Here is a 13,457-nt window from a genome sequence, read left to right as displayed (position 1 = left end):
ATCGAAAGGGCGCCGCGTCGGATCGCGGCGCCCTTTTTCGTTCAGACTTCCAGCCTGTTCGATATCTCGATGAGCGAGCCGTCCGGGTCGCGCAGGTAGATCGACAGGATCGGCCCCGTGGCGCCGGTGCGTCGGACGGGCCCGTCCAGAACCGGGACGCCGACGCGGTCCAGATGGGCCTGCCAGTCGCTCAGCGGCGTCTCCGAGAGAAAGCAGAGATCGGCGGAGCCCGGCCGCGGCGCCGCGGCCTTGGGTTCGAACTCGGCCCCGGCGACATGGATGTTGATCTTCTGCACGCCGAACCGCAGCGCCCGGCGGGTGCTGCCGTCGGTCGCGACAAAGCTTTCGGCCTGCATACCCAGTACATCGGTATAAAAGGCGCAGGTGACCTCCGGGTCGGTTACGGTGAGGACGAGGTGGTCGAGGCTGCTGGGAACGGGGCGCATGGCGGGTACCTTTCGGATCGGTCGGACGAGGACGGGATGAGGCAAACGGCAAAGGCCCCCGCGGGTGTCGCGGGGGCCTGTTGCGTGGCGTTCCGGAGAGAGAGTGAGAGAGAGAAGCGAACGCCGGTCAGGATCAGCAGCCGGTGCCGTTCACCACGACCGTGACGGTACGTGCGAGCGTCCGGAAATCCGTGCCCAGCGACAGTTCCCGTAGATAGGCGGCGTCGAATTCCGCGCGCTCGGCAAAGCTCGATTCATTGCGCACGGAGGTCTGCCAGAAACCGGTGATGCCGGGGCGCAGCGCGTAGTAGGCGGTCCCGGGATAGATGTCCTGCTGATCCACCATCATCGGACGCGGGCCGACCAGCGACATGTCCCCGCGCAGAACGTTCCAGAGCTGCGGCAGTTCGTCGAGCGAGGTCTTGCGGATGATGCGGCCGATCCGGGTGATGCGCGGATCTTCGCGCAGCTTCTGGCTGCGGTTCCATTCCTCGCGGGCGGCCGGGTTCGCGGCCAGATGCGCCTCGAGCAGGGCATCGGCGTCGCTGACCATGGAGCGCAGTTTCCACATGTGGAAGATGCGGCCGCCACGGCCGACGCGCTTCTGCAAGTAGAACGGCGACTTCCCGTCCAGCGCGACGATGGCGGACAGAACGGCAACGACCAGCAGCACCGGGATGATACCGACAAGAACCAGACCGATATCGACTGCCCGCTTGCCGGCATTGCGATAAAACGCGGTGCGCGGGGCAAAGAACAGGGCGTCGTCGATCAGCTTTTCGATTTCGGCGGTCGGAAGCGGCTGGCGGATGTGAAGGGTCAAGTTGACCTCCCGGAGGTGTTTGATCGACGAGAGGCCGACAAGCATCTGTCCGTCCGGCAATGCACCCGTAAAATCAGCCGACCTTTCACCGGAAAATCCGGCTGGCAGGGCCTGTGCCCTATTGGCTGTTTCAAAAAGTACCTGTCCCGGTTCGCGTCCAGCAGACCTGCCGTATCTCCCAAATGGATGCACCAGCCCCCAGGTGCGGTAGTGTGACTGAATTGTGTCGAATTTGGCCGACTTGCTCTTATAAGCATGTCGTTCGCCGCTCCGTCAACATGAGCTTTCGACTGCAACTTTTGGTTGAATCACTGCTTGTGCACAGACGTTAACGGGCGGTGTGTCCTCCCGGTTTCGTGACGCCGGACTGCGCGCGGTGGCGCTGCCTCGGACCGTTTTTCGCGCCTCCCGGCGGGCCTGTAAGCGCGCCGCGGTCGGGGAAACAATGCCGGAAAAAATGCAAGCGCTATTGTTTTCGACAGCTCCGGCAATCCTTCCTATCAAGGGGCATCTTTTCGGCAATGACGCGGAGCGGGCAATTTCGCCCGGCAGGCGCGCCCCTGTAATGTCGGATTCGGAAACAATCAGGCGGCCAATCACGGTGGGGGTTATCGCTTTTGCAGCACCCCGATCGCCGTGTGAGCCTTCGACCGTTTCCACGTTCGGTCGGTAAAGAGCCGCCGCTCCGGCCCCTGAATCGACACGCTAGAGGGGAGTAAAAAAGCTCACGAAATGTTTCAACCTGTCGGACGGCGGGATGAGGCCCTCGGAAATGTGGCGGAAGCAGGTCATCGATTCGCCACATTCCCGTCCGAATCGGGCCCCGGGCGCCGCGCGGAGGGGCCAAATGTGGCGGCGGGGACCGGGGGGCGGCGGTTGCAAGCCGGAGAGCGCGGGACTATGCCAATGCACGACATCGGTTGCGCATCGAAAGGTCCCGCAATGGCCAATCATCTTTACAAGGGAGACCTGCCCGACGGTCTCGATCTCGGCCCCGTGGTGGCCATCGACTGCGAGACGATGGGCCTGAACCCGCATCGCGACCGGCTCTGCGTCGTGCAGATGTCCGGGGGCGACGGTCACGCGCACATGGTGCAGGTCGCGCTCGGCCAGACCGAAGCGCCGAACCTGTGCCGGATGCTGCGCGATCCCGACGTGCTGAAGCTGTTCCACTTCGGGCGCTTCGACATCGCCGCGATGGAGCATGCCTTCGGCGCGCTGGCCTCGCCGGTCTATTGCACCAAGATCGCCAGCCGGCTGGTGCGCACCTTCACCGACCGGCACGGGCTGAAATCGCTGCTTCAGGAACTGCTCGGGGTCGACATCTCGAAACACCAGCAGTCCAGCGATTGGGGGGCCGACACCCTGACCGAGGCGCAGCTCGACTATGCCGCCTCCGACGTGCTCCATCTCCACCGGCTGCGCGATGCGCTGAACGCGATGCTGGAGCGCGAGGGTCGCATGGAACTGGCGCAATCCTGTTTCGATTTCCTGCCGGTCCGGGCCAGGCTCGACCTGGAAGGCTGGCCGGAAACCGACATCTTCGCGCATGCCTGAGCCATGGCACGGGGCGCGGACACATATTCGAGCGTCATCGCCTGGCTGAAGATCCTGCTGCCGATGGTGGCCCTGATCATGCTTTCGACGCTGTTCCTGTTTCCGCGCGGCTCTGAACCGCTGTCCGACATGCCCTTCGCCGATCCGGAGACGGCCACGGTGCCGACCGGGGAACAGGTGACGGCACCCTATTACGCCGGCACCACCTCGCGCGGGGAGGCGCTGACCATGACGGCCCGCAGTGCGCGGCCGGTGGACGAGGGGTCCGACAGCGACCTCTCGGCCGAGGATCTCTCGGCCCGGATGGACATGGGGGACGGCAGCGTCATCACGCTGAAATCCCGCACCGCGCTGCTCAGCGATTCCAGCCGCGAGGCGCTGTTGCAGGGCGGGGTCGTCATCGAAAGCAGCACGGGCTACGTGCTCAACACCGAGAGCATGCGCACCGCCATCGACCGCATCGAGGCCGAGAGCATGGCCCCCGTCAGCGGCACCGGACCGGCGGGCACTTTGCAGGCCGGCCGCATGAAGATCGTCCCGCTCGGCGAAGGCAATGATGTGCAACTGCTTTTCACGGACGGGGTTAAGCTGGTATACGACCCGAAGAAACAATGAGTGCTGCCACCATGCTCACCAGATCGCTTGTCGCGGCCGCGCTGTTCGCGCTGGCCTGCCCCGCCCTTGCCCAGGGGGCCAAGGTTGCCTTCGGCGGCATGTCCCAGGACACCAGCGCCCCGGTCGAGGTGAGCGCGGATTCGCTGGAGGTCAACCAGACCGACGGCACGGCGCTCTACACCGGCAACGTCATCATCGGACAGGGCGAGATGCGGCTCGCCGCGCCGCGGGTGCTGGTGGTCTATTCCGACAATCAGGACCGCATCGAACGGCTCGAGGCGACCGGCGGTGTCACCCTGGTCAGCGGCAAGGAAGCGGCCGAGGCCGAACGCGCCGATTACAATATCGACACGGGCACGGTGGTGATGACCGGCAACGTCCTGCTGACCCAGGGCAACAATGCGCTGACCTCGGAACGCATGGTGGTGAACCTCGACGACGGCACCGCGCAGATGTCGGGCCGGGTCAAGACCGTGATCCAGAACGGCTCGGGTAAAGAGCAGCAGTAATGCCGAGCCCAGACCTGTCCGTGACCGAGGGCGACAGCGGCCTGCGCGTGCGCCACCTTCGCAAGAGCTACAAGAAGCGCGTGGTCATCCGCGACGTGACGCTGGATCTGAACCGGGGCGAGGTGGTCGCCCTGCTCGGGCCGAACGGGTCGGGCAAGACCACGACATTCTACGCCATCGCCGGGTTGGTGAACCCCGAAGGCGGTCAGGTGCTGATCGACGGGCGCGACGCGACCTGGATGCCGATGTACCGCCGCGCCCGCATGGGCATCGGCTACCTGCCGCAGGAAATGTCGATCTTCCGCGGCCTGACGGTCGAGGACAACATCGCCGCCGTTCTGGACATCGCGCTGGACGACCGGCACCGGCAGCGCGAACGGCTCGAGGAACTGCTCGGCGAATTCTCCATCGAACACCTGCGCCGCGCGCCTGCGCTGGCGCTGTCGGGGGGCGAACGGCGCCGGGTCGAGATCGCGCGCTGTCTTGCCGCGAACCCGAAGTACCTGCTGCTGGACGAACCCTTTGCCGGGGTCGACCCGATCAGCGTCGGCGACATCCGCCACCTTGTCGCCGATCTCAGGAAGCGCGGCATCGGGGTCCTGATCACCGATCACAACGTCCGCGAGACGCTCGAGATCGTCGACCGCGCGTACATCCTGCACGACGGTCACGTGCTGATGTCCGGGACGCCCGCGGAAGTCGTACAGAACGAAAACGTGCGCAGAGTTTATCTTGGCGAAAACTTCAGGATCGGGTAGCCGATTTTTCATGAAGTTGCGCGAAACTGTTGTGACGGTCTTGCGACAGATCATTGACAAAAGCGCCGAGTCTCCTCTCAAATATGGGTATGACGCAACGCATCACTGCATGCTTGGCCGCGACGATCCCCGAGGAGGGGGAGAGGTCTTTGCATCGTGCAGCCGCCTTGCGTCTCCCCTGATCCGCAACCACATCAACCCTGCCGCATTGCAGGGAGCGAGTGCGGGTCCAAAGAGAGAAGGAACGAAAATGCGCTACCAGATCACGGGAAAGCAGATCGACGTCGGCGAGGCCCTCCAGACGCATGTGCAGAACGAGCTTGCCTCGGTCCTCGCCAAATATGCCGGCCGCCCGACCGATGCCACCGTCACCTTTTCCAAGAGCGCACATGAATTCGTCTGCGAGGTCACGGTACACCTGTCGACCGGCCTGACCACCAGCGCGAAGGCGCACGCCACCGAGATCTATGCATCGTTCGACGATTGCGGAGAGAAGATCGACAAGCAGTTGCGCCGCTACAAGCGCCGCCTGAAGGATCATCACAAGGATCGCGCGGAGCCGGTTGCACTCTATGAAGCGTCCTCGTATATCCTCGCCCGCGAAGAGGACTCGCAGGATGACGAGCCCGACACGCTGCAGCCGATCATCGTGGCGGAGATGGAGATGTCCATTCCCTCTCTCACGGTCGGCGAAGCCGTCATGCAGATGGAACTGGCCGGGGCGCCCGTGCTGGTGTTTAGGAACGAAAAGAAAGACGGCGTGAATGTCGTCTACAGGCGCGAAGACGGCAACATCGGGTGGATCGATCCGTAAGGGTCTCCGACCTCGTTCGCCGGCGCCTCTGAGCAGAGCTTGAAGAAGGGCACTACATGACCTTTCTGGAACTACTGAAACCGCAGGCCGTGAAGGTCGTTGCGGCGGCGACGAGCAAGAAGCGCCTGATGCATGATATCGCCGACCTGGCGGAATCTGCCTACGGGTTGCATGCGCCGTCGGTGGTCGAGGCGCTGATGGAGCGCGAGAGCCTTGGTCCGACGGGTGTCGGCCATGGCGTCGCGCTGCCGCATGCGCGGATCTCCGGTCTCGACGAGGTGCGGGGCGCTTTCATCCTGCTGGAAAAGCCGGTCGAATTCGAAGCGGTGGACCGGCAGCCGGTGGACGTGATCCTCGGGCTGTTCGCGCCGGAGGATGCCGGGGTCGAACATCTCAAGGCACTGGCGCTGGTGTCGCGCACGCTGCGCGATCCCCAGCTTTGCTCCAAGCTGCGGGCCAACCCCGACCCGGCCACGCTGCACGCGATCCTGACCGAAGGCCGCTCGTCCCAGGCGGCCTGAGCAGCGATCAGACAGAACAGGGAAACGCGGCGAACCCTTTTCGCCGCGTTTTTCCTTTCCGTGCGGCGCCCTTCAGCCCCAGTCAGAAAAACCGAACATGACGTAGTCGCGGGCATAGGCCTCGCGGGCGGCGGCCTCGATCCGTGCATCATAGATCCGGGCCAGCGAAAACGGCGCCTGCGGCTCGGACGGATGCGGCAGGGGCGGGGCGGCGTGACCGACCTTGCGCGCCAGGTCGGGCAGCCCCTCGGCGATCTCGTCTTCGCGCAGGATGACATCGGGCAGGGTGAACTCCGCCATGCCCTGCAGGCACTGAGCCTGCGTGGCCCAATGCCCGTCGACCCGCACCGCGGTCTGCCCGTTCAGGTTCGCCTTGAGGAAGGCGAGGAAGGACAGAAAGGCCGCGCGATGGTCGTCGGGCCCGTACGCCTCTCCCGGATCGCCTTCGGGAAGCGGCAGGTCATGCGCCCGGCGCAGGGTCCGCCGGATGCCGTTGAAGGCGCCCTTGCCGGTGTGCAGGATCCGCGTGCAGAACGCCTCGTGCGCGCGGGCGGCGGGATGGCGCAGGACGGTGAAGCTGCGATGGCCCGGCCGCTCGCGCTTCCACTCGCGCAGCGTCGCCTGGTTGAAGCCGGTGACAAGATCGCCCGGCCCGACCCCGTCCAGATCGCGGAACCAGCGACTCACCGCGTCCTCCGGCCCCGAGCGGATCGGCATGTAGAGCAGCGGGGTCGCCGCAGCGGCGATGTAGCCCGGCACCACCGGCCCGCGCCGGGGTTCGAAATTCGGCGTGCGGTTCAGGTTGAAGCGGTCGAGCCGCGCCAGCGCCTGTGCCATCTCCGGCGCGTTGGCGACCTTTGCGGCGACCGGCTCCGGGTTCTGTCGCTTGAGCGCGGTGTTCAGGCTGTCGAGCCTGCCGCGCGCCCCGAGCCAGCCCGCGAGCCCGTTCATCACCGCCACGTCCTGCAGATCCTCGTAGGCGACGTGAAAGGCGGTCTGCCCGGAGGTCTGGAGGGCATTCATCAGCAGGATCTGAAAATCCTGCACCTCCGCGAGGTGGTTCTCGAACTCCGTCGCGTCGAAGCGGACCCGCGCGTCCTTGCGGTTCGAGACGTTGGTCAGTTTCCACTGGCCGGTGGCCTGCGCGATCTTCCAACTCACGTAGCTGTCGAGCGGATTGCGGGTCAGGATGATCTTGGCGCAGCGGGCATCTTCGAGAATGGCCGGCAGGACACGCGCATCGTGGTCGTGGAAATAGCGGAAGCCGCCGATCCCGCCCGGCGTCGCCAGCCGGATCTGCGCCAGCAGGCGCAACGGGTCGCGATCACGGTCCGCCTGCGTGAGACCGAGAATGTCCTTCGAGGTGGGGTAGCCGATGAAATGCGGATTGAACGCCTCGCCGTGACAGGTGAGCCCGTCCACCGCGTTCAGATTGGTTTCGAGAAAATTGGAGCCGGTCCGCATCTCGGCAAAGATCACGAAGGACTCGAAACGGTCGGACATCTCGGCTATTTCACCAGGTAGGGTTTGCGCTTGGTCTGGTTGGCGTTTCGCGGCGCGGGCTCCACCGGGAAGTCGCCCATCAGGTAGGGGTGCATGCCCTGGTTCTTGAGGTTCTGGAGGAACTGGCCGAATCCCGACAGATCCTCCATCACCGGCGCCTCGGCCAGCCGCCGCATGGTCTTTTGTCCGATTTCGTCGATCAGGACCTGCAGCGGCTCCATCGGGGCTTCGATGAATTCGGCCATGGTCCAGATCCGGATGCGCGCCTTCGCATCGGGAGAGCGCAGCCCGTCCAGCATGCTGCTCTCGATCTTCTGCAACTGCGCCGCCTCGGCGCGCAGGTCGGCGAAATTGGCGTTGGACTTGAACAGGGGCACGGCCCAGGCACCGGAAATCACGCTGATCTGCGCGTTGGGATCGCGGGCGATGTGCCAGATGATTTCCTGCGTGTCGCGCGGTCCGTGCTGAAAGCACTGCCGCTCCCCCCGCGTGTTCCAGACGAGGTTGGTCAAGAAGGCCTTGGGGTTGGCATCCCGCATCCGGGCATTGTCCGACATGGCACCGTTGAGCGTGACCTGACCCCCGGCGAATTCCGCCCGCTCGGGGGCGTAGAGATGCCCGTGGACCTGCGCGCCGGTGGCCCGTCCGAGCCAGCTTTCGAAATCCTGGAACAGCTCGGCAAAGCCCTGGAAGACGGAGTACTTGCCCGCCGTCACGCCGTTTTCCCAGCCGTAGTTCGGAAACCGGGACTGCATGTAGAGCCCGGCCCGCCCGCGCGTCCGCCGGTCGACGGCCTTGGCAAAGATACGGTCGATCTTGCCGGGGTTCGGTTCCTGCCGGTTCGAGGCGGAATCCGCATCGGTCAGGAAGGCATGGTACAGCCGCTCCGCATGGGGCCAGATCTTGCGCGCGACAAAGCAGTCGGACCGCCGCAGCAGTTGCAGGTGGTCGTCGTAGAAGATGTGCGGCTTGCCCTGGAAGTCGAACTTGCTCAACGTCAGGGAACGGCTTTCGATATTGGTGGAATAGAGCCGCGCGAGGGTCTGGAAGTAACTTTCGTCCGGAATCCAGACCTTGCGGAAGTAGCGGTCGAAGGCGGCACGCTCCGGGTCCTGCAGGATGGCCGACAGGGTCTGCCGCGTCAGGCACCACCACTGGCTGCCCATATGCGGCACGAGGTCCTTGGGAATCCGGCGCGGCCGCCCCAGCCAGCGCTGGAATTCCACGAAGCGGTCGAACAGGAAGCGGTTCCGGCGCCAGGAAAACGGAAAGAACAGCGTGAAGCGTTCGTTGTCGAGCCCGCCGACCGTCCAGGGCACGTCCGCCGTCGTCGCGCTTTCGATGAAGTCGGTGCGCGGGCGTTCGTCGAGGTAGTCGATCAGCTCCTCGATCGGGCGCAGCGGCAGGCAGGAGCCGGAGGTCAGGTAGACATGCCGGACCTCCGGGAAATCCTTCAGCATCAGTTCCGAGGCATCCTGGCTCGCCGCGACCAGCCCCCATGTGCCCCATTCGCAGCGATGCCGGCGCGAAAACCGCACGTCCGGTTCGTCGGAGAGCGCGGTGACGAAGCTGTCGTAGATGCGCTTGGGCACCATGCTGTCGACGTGGATGACCACGGGGCAGCCCGCCCGCATCCAGTGGCGCGCGACCTGTTCGGCCCGTCCCAGCGCGGTGTGCACCAGCATGACGATCCCGACGCTCATGCCCAGTTCCCCTTGGACATGAGGCCCAGGATCTCGAGCTGGCGCCAGTTGATGTATTTCTCGGACCACTTGTTCCAGAGTTCGGGAGTCTCCTTCACCCCGTCCGCATAGGCGATGTATTCCGAGGACCCGGCGTAGTGCTGCCTGCGCACCAGCTCTTCCTGCGCCTTGGCGGTGAAGGTGTCGAGAAACTTGGTGTGCAGCAGCAGTCCGGAGGCCTTTTCGCCGCCCCATTCGTCGTAGACGAGGTTCAGCCCGCGCGGCAGCAGCATGTGGGTCGAACTGACATAGGTGTAGCGGCGATCCCATTTCACCAGCGGGATCTTGTTCAGCGCGGGGGCGCGGACCGGATCGTCGGCAAAGAAGGCGCGGGCGCGGGGACCGCCCTGGATCCAGAGGTTCCCGAACCGGCCGTTGCGGCTGACCGTGTAATTGCCCGCATCGAACCACGAGGCGATCTCGAGCGGGTTCTGCCCGGACTGGTAGGGCTGCCCGTCGATCCGTCCCTTGGGATACATGTCGAGCAGCATTGCGGAGAAGCTCTTGATCGACGACGCGTCGAGCCAGTCCGTCAGCGCCCGCAGGGGCCGGGTGTCGCAGAAGGGATAGAGAAAGAACTCGTCCGGATCGACGGTCAGCGCCCAGTGGCCGTGAGCATGTTTGCGCAACAGGTAGTTGATCCAGTCCATGCCGAAGCGCGACCGCTTGTAACTGGCGCGCGTGCTCCAGACCGAGACATCCGGCTGGCGGGCGAGGTAGTCGGGCGATCCGTCGGTGCTGTCGTTGTCGACAAAGAAAAAGTGGTTAACCCCCATCTCCCTGTAATATTTCAGGAAATACGGCAGTCGGACGCCTTCGTTGCGCGCGGTGCAAAAGACCAGCAGATCCGAGGACCGGATCTGGTCGGTCCGGTTGGCAACCGGCATCAGTTCACGGCTCTTGCGCAGCGCACGCACGCGCCAGCGCTTGCGCTGAAGCCTGAGCCTGTATGATTGCCATACGCCCAATCAATAGTCCTCATGGAGGCGGGTTCTCCGGCCTCGTCCTGTTGCGGCTATCAGATCAGCGTTAACACGGTCTTGAAATGTGCAGCCCATGTCGGCGGGCTGAATGCCCGCCTTGGTTGTTCTTGCTTGTTTCGGATCGCGCGATGATCGTTGCTCAGCCGTCGTATTGTTGACGACCAAAGATAACGGTCTGAAACCTCTGCGTAAACTGGAATATCCACAAGCGTTTCCCGGAGGCTGGGCAGATCGTTGCAGACCACCGGAACACCGAGCGATGCGGCTTCGAGCGGTGGCAGGCCGAAGCCTTCGGCATGGCTCGGAAAGAGCAGCCCGGCACTTTCGGCAAGCAGGGCGAATGCCCCGGCATCCGCCACGCCCGACAATTCGTGAACGCCGGGAATGCCGGCGTCGAGACGGGAGAAGATGTCCTCGTTCCGCCAGCCGCGGCTGCCGCAGATCAGAAGCTGCGCGTCGGGGGCCTCCTGCTCCCAGAGGTCGAGCAACATGGAGTGGTTCTTGCGCGGCTCGATGGTTCCCAGAGCGACGAAATAGGGCTGCCCGGTCCAGGGGCCGGTCGGGGCGGTTCCCGGCTCCGGCACGTCGACACCCAGATGGGCCACCACCGTGTTCGGGAGCGTGGCGCCGTCGGGCAGGTGCCGTTTGAGGTCGGATCGGGTCTGGTGCGAATTGCAGATGACCAGGTCCGCGTCCCGATAGATGTGGTCGAGAAAGGTGCGAAAGCGGTCCGACATGCCATCCGCCTGGTACTGCGGCAGGTCGAGCGGAATCGTGTCGTGCAGCAGCACCGCGACCCGGGCCCCCGGCACCGCGCGGATCGCGCCGACGACGCGATCCGTCAGGTTGCTGTGCCCGGTGTTGAGGTAGTGCACGCCCTTGGGCAGCGCCTTGATCAGCATCGAGGTCAGGCGCTGCGGCACGGCGCGGGCGACGGCGTGACGGCGCAGCGCGGATTCCGCGCGCGCCCGGACGGGTTCGGCGCCGTAGCGCATTCGTGACAGGCGGTCCGTCGTACCCCAGTCGCCGGTGTCCATGCGGCGCAGGAAATCCGCGCAGCCCTCTTCGCCGGTCAGGATGTATCCGAGCGGGGTGCGGACCAGCCCGAACAGCGGCACCGGGTCCAGAAGCAGCCGGGAGAGGTAGGCGCGCTCGACCCGGTCGATGCCCGTGAGCGGTTTCCCGACACGGCGGGCGAGCCGTGTCAGGTCGAGAAGGCGGGCAGGGGGGTCAGCGTTCGTATCTGCCATCGAGATGCCATTGCCAGGCGTCGGCGATCATCTTCTTCATGGTCGAGCGGCGGGGTTCCCAGCCCAGCTCCTGTGCCGCGCGGGTGGACCCCGAGACCAGCTTGGTCGCATCCCCCGCCCGGCGCGGTCCCTCGGAACAGGGCACCTCGCGGTTGGTCACCGTGCGGGAGGCGTCGATCACCTCGCGCACCGAAAAGCCGGTGCCGGTGCCGAGGTTGAAGACGCGGCTGCCCCGCCCCTCCTGCAGCCAGGTCAGCCCGAGCACATGTGCCTCGACCAGGTCCATGACATGCACGTAGTCCCGGATGCAGGTGCCGTCGGCGGTGTCGTAATCGGTGCCGTGGATGGTCAGGCCGGGGCGTTTGCCGTCGATGGCTTCCAGCATCACCGGGATGAGATGCGTCTCCGGGCGATGATGCTCGCCCACCTCGCCCTCCTCATCCGCGCCGGCAACGTTGAAATAGCGGAAGATCACGTGCTGCAGGCCGTAGGCGGCCTCGAAATCGCGCAGGATGTTCTCGACCGCGCGCTTCGATGCGCCGTAGGCGTTGAGCGGTTCCTGCGGCGTGGTCTCGTCCAGCACCACGTTGTCATGTTCGCCGTAGGTGGCGCAGGTCGAGGAAAAGACGAAGTTCATGCACCCGGCGGCGACGGCGGCCTCGATCAGGGTCAGGGAACCTTCGACATTGTTGCGCCAGTAGAGCCCGGGGCGCGACATCGCCTCGCCGACCTGACTGAGCGCCGCGAAATGCATGACGGCGACGGGCTGGTGGCGGGCAAACACCTCGTCAAGGCGGGCGCGGTCGGACAGATCGCCCTTTTCGAAGGGGCCGAACTTTACCGCGTCCTGCCAGCCGGTCACGAGGTTGTCGTAGGTGACGGGCACGAAGCCCGCCCGCGCGAGCGCCTTGCAGGCGTGCGAACCGATGTAGCCCGCACCCCCGGTCACCAGGACGGTCGACAAAGGGCCTACTCCGCCGCTTTGCGGGCCGCCACGATCTCGTGCAGATAGGCTTCGAGGTCGTCACGCAGATCTTCGCGGGCGAGGCCGAAGGCAACGGTCGCCTGAAGGAACCCGGCCTTCGAGCCGCAATCGTAGCGCTGGCCGTTGAAACGGTAGCCGTAGACGCCTTCTTCGCTGCCGATCTGCTGCGCGATGGCGTCGGTGAGCTGGATTTCCCCGCCGGCGCCGGTCTGCTTCTGGTTGAGGTTGCGCAGGATCTGGGGCGACAGGATATAGCGCCCGATCACGGCGAGGTTGGACGGGGCCGTGCCCGGCTCGGGCTTTTCGACCATGCCGCCGACCTTGACCATCGCGCCCATGTCCTCGGCCACGTCGAGAATGCCGTAGGACGACGCCTTGTCGGCCGGAACTTCCATCGCCGCGACCATGTTGCCGCCGGTTTCCTCGTAGGCTTCGACCATCTGCTGAAGGCAGGGCTTGTCGGCCGCGATCACGTCATCGGGCAGCATGACCGCAAAGGGTTCGTTGCCGATCAGACGGCGCGCGCACCAGACCGCGTGACCGAGTCCGAGCGCCTTGTGCTGGCGGATATAGGCGATCTCGCCGGAATCCATGTTGGTCGACCGGAGAATCTCCAGCAGCTTTTCCTTGCCCTTCTTCTTCAGCTCCTGTTCGAGCTGGGGGGCGTGGTCGAAATAATCCTCGAGCGCACCCTTGCCGCGCGAGGTGACGAAGATGAATTCCTTGATCCCGGCGGCACGCGCCTCGTCGATGGCGTACTGGACCAGCGGCTGGTCGACCAGGGTCATGATTTCCTTGGGAACGGATTTGGTGGCCGGGAGGAAGCGTGTTCCGAGTCCGGCGACCGGGAAAATCGCTTTGGTAACTTTATTTCGCATATGACTGCTCCTCGCACAATGATTGGCGGTACGGCGCCTGAATTCCACGGTTTTCTATCATGTTCTTTTTGAA

General features: G+C 64.8%; 14 protein-coding genes. 6 read left to right on the top strand and 8 right to left on the bottom strand.

The annotated features are described in order from the left end of the window. Positions 1 to 41: 41 nt before the first annotated feature. Positions 42 to 446: a VOC family protein gene (locus ACN0RJ_RS00440; RefSeq protein ID WP_417723056.1), complete on the bottom strand. Its 405-nt coding sequence runs from the start codon at positions 444 to 446 to the stop codon at positions 42 to 44. Positions 447 to 579: 133 nt separating this feature from the next. Continuing rightward, complete coding sequence (locus ACN0RJ_RS00435; protein WP_417720587.1) at positions 580 to 1,269, bottom strand: sugar transferase; 690 nt, start codon at positions 1,267 to 1,269, stop codon at positions 580 to 582. A 942-nt stretch (positions 1,270 to 2,211) separates the two neighbouring features. On the opposite strand from ACN0RJ_RS00435, the gene ACN0RJ_RS00430 reads away from it, so the two are divergent. The 6 genes from ACN0RJ_RS00430 (at position 2,212) to ACN0RJ_RS00405 (ending at position 6,043) form a co-directional block, all read left to right on the top strand. Further along, entirely contained in the window at positions 2,212 to 2,826 is a 615-nt protein-coding gene (locus ACN0RJ_RS00430; protein WP_417720586.1) for a ribonuclease D, read from the top strand. A gap of 3 nt (positions 2,827 to 2,829) precedes the next feature. Then, on the top strand, positions 2,830 to 3,441 hold the full coding sequence (gene lptC, locus ACN0RJ_RS00425) for an LPS export ABC transporter periplasmic protein LptC (protein ID WP_417720585.1): 612 nt from the start codon (positions 2,830 to 2,832) through the stop codon (positions 3,439 to 3,441). A gap of 11 nt (positions 3,442 to 3,452) precedes the next feature. After that, positions 3,453 to 3,950: a lipopolysaccharide transport periplasmic protein LptA gene (gene lptA / locus ACN0RJ_RS00420; RefSeq protein ID WP_417720663.1), complete on the top strand. Its 498-nt coding sequence runs from the start codon at positions 3,453 to 3,455 to the stop codon at positions 3,948 to 3,950. Next, positions 3,950 to 4,708, top strand: coding sequence for an LPS export ABC transporter ATP-binding protein (lptB, locus tag ACN0RJ_RS00415; RefSeq protein ID WP_417720584.1), 759 nt, complete (start codon positions 3,950 to 3,952; stop codon positions 4,706 to 4,708). Before lptA ends, lptB begins: the two co-directional genes overlap by 1 nt. 250 nt (positions 4,709 to 4,958) lie before the next feature. After that, positions 4,959 to 5,522, top strand: coding sequence for a ribosome hibernation-promoting factor, HPF/YfiA family (gene hpf, locus ACN0RJ_RS00410; RefSeq protein WP_417720583.1), 564 nt, complete (start codon positions 4,959 to 4,961; stop codon positions 5,520 to 5,522). A 56-nt stretch (positions 5,523 to 5,578) separates the two neighbouring features. Further along, positions 5,579 to 6,043 (top strand): PTS sugar transporter subunit IIA, encoded by a 465-nt coding sequence (locus ACN0RJ_RS00405; protein WP_417720582.1) that lies wholly within the window; start codon positions 5,579 to 5,581, stop codon positions 6,041 to 6,043. A gap of 72 nt (positions 6,044 to 6,115) precedes the next feature. On the opposite strand, the gene ACN0RJ_RS00400 is transcribed toward ACN0RJ_RS00405, so the two are convergent. Genes ACN0RJ_RS00400 through galU form a run of 6 tightly spaced genes read right to left on the bottom strand, consistent with a single transcriptional unit; the run spans position 6,116 to position 13,384 of the window. After that, positions 6,116 to 7,546, bottom strand: coding sequence for a nodulation protein NodH (locus ACN0RJ_RS00400; RefSeq protein WP_417723055.1), 1,431 nt, complete (start codon positions 7,544 to 7,546; stop codon positions 6,116 to 6,118). Between the two features lie 5 nt (positions 7,547 to 7,551). Next, positions 7,552 to 9,249, bottom strand: a complete 1,698-nt coding sequence (locus ACN0RJ_RS00395; protein WP_417723054.1) for a beta-1,6-N-acetylglucosaminyltransferase — start codon at positions 9,247 to 9,249, stop codon at positions 7,552 to 7,554. Continuing rightward, positions 9,246 to 10,256, bottom strand: coding sequence for a glycosyltransferase family 2 protein (locus ACN0RJ_RS00390; RefSeq protein ID WP_417723053.1), 1,011 nt, complete (start codon positions 10,254 to 10,256; stop codon positions 9,246 to 9,248). The genes ACN0RJ_RS00395 and ACN0RJ_RS00390 overlap by 4 nt, the downstream gene beginning before the upstream one ends. A gap of 50 nt (positions 10,257 to 10,306) precedes the next feature. Continuing rightward, positions 10,307 to 11,521: a glycosyltransferase family 4 protein gene (locus tag ACN0RJ_RS00385; protein ID WP_417723052.1), complete on the bottom strand. Its 1,215-nt coding sequence runs from the start codon at positions 11,519 to 11,521 to the stop codon at positions 10,307 to 10,309. Further along, positions 11,502 to 12,485, bottom strand: a complete 984-nt coding sequence (gene galE, locus ACN0RJ_RS00380; protein ID WP_417723051.1) for a UDP-glucose 4-epimerase GalE — start codon at positions 12,483 to 12,485, stop codon at positions 11,502 to 11,504. The genes ACN0RJ_RS00385 and galE overlap by 20 nt, the downstream gene beginning before the upstream one ends. Positions 12,486 to 12,490: 5 nt before the next feature. Further along, positions 12,491 to 13,384 (bottom strand): UTP--glucose-1-phosphate uridylyltransferase GalU, encoded by an 894-nt coding sequence (galU, locus tag ACN0RJ_RS00375; protein WP_417720576.1) that lies wholly within the window; start codon positions 13,382 to 13,384, stop codon positions 12,491 to 12,493. Between the last annotated feature and the right edge of the window lie 73 nt (positions 13,385 to 13,457).

Origin of the sequence: Salipiger sp., from assembly GCF_048261495.1 — a bacterium.
Lineage (GTDB): Bacteria > Pseudomonadota > Alphaproteobacteria > Rhodobacterales > Rhodobacteraceae > Salipiger.
Note: the sequence above shows the minus strand (reverse complement) of the source record. Positions and strands in the feature narration are given on the sequence as shown.

Coding starts and splice junctions, on each gene's coding strand:
- ACN0RJ_RS00440 (WP_417723056.1), bottom strand. CDS start 446: ATGCGCCCCGTTCCCAGCAGCCTCGACCACCTCGTCCTCACCGTAACC.
- ACN0RJ_RS00430 (WP_417720586.1), top strand. CDS start 2,212: ATGGCCAATCATCTTTACAAGGGAGACCTGCCCGACGGTCTCGATCTC.
- lptC (WP_417720585.1), top strand. CDS start 2,830: ATGGCACGGGGCGCGGACACATATTCGAGCGTCATCGCCTGGCTGAAG.
- lptA (WP_417720663.1), top strand. CDS start 3,453: ATGCTCACCAGATCGCTTGTCGCGGCCGCGCTGTTCGCGCTGGCCTGC.
- lptB (WP_417720584.1), top strand. CDS start 3,950: ATGCCGAGCCCAGACCTGTCCGTGACCGAGGGCGACAGCGGCCTGCGC.
- hpf (WP_417720583.1), top strand. CDS start 4,959: ATGCGCTACCAGATCACGGGAAAGCAGATCGACGTCGGCGAGGCCCTC.
- ACN0RJ_RS00405 (WP_417720582.1), top strand. CDS start 5,579: ATGACCTTTCTGGAACTACTGAAACCGCAGGCCGTGAAGGTCGTTGCG.
- ACN0RJ_RS00400 (WP_417723055.1), bottom strand. CDS start 7,546: ATGTCCGACCGTTTCGAGTCCTTCGTGATCTTTGCCGAGATGCGGACC.
- ACN0RJ_RS00395 (WP_417723054.1), bottom strand. CDS start 9,249: ATGAGCGTCGGGATCGTCATGCTGGTGCACACCGCGCTGGGACGGGCC.
- ACN0RJ_RS00385 (WP_417723052.1), bottom strand. CDS start 11,521: ATGGCAGATACGAACGCTGACCCCCCTGCCCGCCTTCTCGACCTGACA.
- galU (WP_417720576.1), bottom strand. CDS start 13,384: ATGCGAAATAAAGTTACCAAAGCGATTTTCCCGGTCGCCGGACTCGGA.